3 protein-coding genes are annotated in these 2,930 nt (G+C 41.1%); all 3 read right to left on the reverse strand.

What is annotated here, in order from left to right; all coding sequences use genetic code 11:
• Positions 1–278, reverse strand: a 278-nt coding sequence (locus tag GX437_11035) for an ABC transporter substrate-binding protein (GenBank protein NLJ08195.1), incomplete at its 3' end; no start/stop codon positions are given.
• Positions 279–286: 8 nt separating this feature from the next.
• Positions 287–2,308 (reverse strand): TonB-dependent receptor, encoded by a 2,022-nt coding sequence (locus GX437_11040; protein ID NLJ08196.1) that lies wholly within the window; start codon positions 2,306–2,308, stop codon positions 287–289.
• A gap of 64 nt (positions 2,309–2,372) precedes the next feature.
• A complete protein-coding gene (nikR, locus tag GX437_11045; GenBank protein NLJ08197.1) occupies positions 2,373–2,774 on the reverse strand; it encodes a nickel-responsive transcriptional regulator NikR in 402 nt (133 codons plus the stop codon).
• Positions 2,775–2,930: the final 156 nt, after the last annotated feature.

Raw genomic sequence — 2,930 nt, forward strand, 5'->3', positions numbered from 1 at the left:
ATCAGCGAGTATTGTTCAAATATTTTATCGGTGTAAACATTTGTTGAAATTCCAATCACCTGATTTTCAGCTCCAAGCATATAAAGGCCGGAGAGGGCACTCTCAATCAGGCAGACAATCCGTTCAGCCGGTTTATTCAAACTGATGGTTTTTCCTCTGAAATCGCTTACCTCAATGGCTTGGGCTATAATATTATCCTGCCTGTCTGCTGTTTTCCTGCAGGAAAACATCAATAACAAGCAGGATAGCCCTATGAGAATATTTACGGTTTTGATCATTTATCTGATTAAAATTCAGCATTTAAGCCTGCCTGAAATGAAAATCCTGTGTTTTTAAACTGCCAGGGCATTTCATATTCATTGTCAGTGATGTTGTAAAACTGTCCGAACAGGCTGACTTTGCTTTTATCATTTTTCAGGATTTCCTGAGAAACGAACACATTTAGCAAGATTCCGGGAACAAATTCATTTCTTGACGAAATGGAGGTGTTGTCATAGTAACCACCGTTGTAATTCAGCATGGGGGTAATCTGCAGTCCGAAAGGAGCAGTGAAACTTGCCCCTGCGTTGATGATTAATTCGGGAGAAAAGGGAACGGTTCCGCCATCCTGATCCGCATCAAATTCATTGTTGACAACGGTTTTCATATATGTAAGATTGGCGAAGGCCTCCAGGTAGTTTTTCATTTTAATCTTCAGTTCCAGTTCTCCACCTTTTGAATTTGTTTTTCCTGCATTGATGGACTGTGACTGCGAAGGGTTCTGGCGAACCACATTGTCGATAATGGCATCTGTTACCTGCAAATTGAATAATCGTGCCGATAAGACGAAATTTTCCATCAGGGCAAGGTCGGCACCGAAATCTATACCAAAGCCGGATTCCGGTTTCAGGTCGGGATTGGGTAACTGGCCGCTGTGAAGGGTATCACCCGTTTTAATCGTTCCGCCAACAGATTTAAGTCCCGGTGTCATAAAGCTTGTTCCGGCATTGGCAAACAAGGAAACTTTTTTCGAGGCATTGTAGCGTAAACCTGCACTGTACAGCAGTTTTGACCAGACTTTTGAGGGTTCTCCCGGTGCTCCGCCATTGATGAGGGCGATGTTGGTTTTTGTAAAATTGTATCGGATACCTCCCCGGGCGATCAACTTACCAAAATGTGCTTCTTCCTGTACATAAAATCCTGATTGCCATGCCCTTGATTTATTTCCATAGGAGCGGAAACCCTGTAATGGATCAGACCATGTATAATACTCAGCTCCCTGATAATCAATTCCTGCTGTGAGATTATTTTTTTCACCATGTTTAATATTAATCTGGGCATCGGCAGGTATGATATTCTGTATCACTCCGTTTTCTGAATCAAGGCTGTCGATGATGTTGAAGTGGCTTTCCTGCCAGCTTCTGTCGTAATTTCTCCATCCTGCATGAGCCTGAAAGGTAATATTATTATTGAATTTAAGGGTATATCCGGCATTCACTATTCCGTAATTATGGTCAAATCCACGGTAAACCCTGCCGGCATCACCCTTGTGAAAGGTTTTATTGATAAACAGAGTAAATTTCTGATTTTGATCATCGGAAAACCAGGTCAGCCCTCCGAATGCTTTTGTTTTCCTGTATTCCGGATTTTTTTTCATGTTGAGCCATGAATTGGGAATGCCGTAATCAGTATAGTCAGAGATTTCATTATTTAGTCCGAAATAGTAATTTATTCCATTTGATACATTCTGATGATAAAACTGGTTGTTGAAGGTGTTGTATGAGCCATAGGAGGAAGCAAAGCGGGTGGAAGGTGCAGTGAATTTTTCCTTTAATATCAGATTTACGGTCCCGGCCAGCGGACTTTGATTTCCTGCAAAATCCTGTGAAAGGTAGTTGGAATAAATAACAGATGCCGGGCCTCTCTGTATTTCTATCCTGTCAATGGCCGACAAATCAAGTGTCATCGGGTCAATAAAAGCGTCAATGGGTAAGCCCTGAAGCATGAAGGTGCTGTATTTTGGCCCGATACCGCCAAATGTACCCCAGTTGGCATCATTCCTTGACAAAACAGAAACAGAATTCCCGGGGCGGTTAAACAGCACATCAGCTATGTTACGATTGAAGGCCACGGTAGCCTCTATTTCTTTTTTTGACAATACTTCTATCTTCTGGGTAATGCTCCCCTGAAGCTGGGCTGTACGCGAACCCGTAACCACTGTTTCTTTTAAAATCAGCGTGTCTTTGATCTCCTGAGCCAATATGCTGGCAGAGTAAAAGCTTAAAATTGCAGTAATGACTGCAATGATGATTGTTTTAAATGAAGTCATACCTTTTAATTTTAATTGTTAATGTTACTATATTGAAAATCGTGTTACCCATAGTGTAAAAAAATTATTCAGGATTGGTAATGACCAGTTCGCCATGCTTGATGCCTTTGATGGCAATGAGGCGGTCGGCAAGTTCTTTGAGTTGAGAGGCTTTCCCTTTTAAAGTAATGGTTTCGAGGCAGTTGTCGTGATTCAGGTGGACATGTTGCACAGCCAGAATAATGTCGTGAAAATCGTGCTGAAGTGAAGTGGACTGGTTCTGTAAATCTCTTTTATGATGGTCGTACACCAGTACAATGGCACCGGCTACCTCCTCATCACTGTCCCATTTTTTATCAACTATTTGTTTTTGTATCAGGTAGCGGATGGCTTGGGAACGGTTCGGGAATTTGAGGTCTTTAACCAGATTATCCAGCTTTTTCAACAAATCTTCTTCCAGCGAAACACCAAAACGTTTTACCTGCATCGTGTTATGAAATTAAAATTCGTAGCACAAATGTAAAGGGAAAATTCAAACAGGCAAATTTTTTTATCATTTGAGGAAGATGGAGAAAGATTCTTTAATCATTACAGGTGTTATTTCTAAAAAGACCAGATAATTTTCTTTTTCTGACAATCTCTG

The organism is Sphingobacteriales bacterium, assembly GCA_012517435.1.
Lineage (GTDB): Bacteria > Bacteroidota > Bacteroidia > CAILMK01 > JAAYUY01 > JAAYUY01.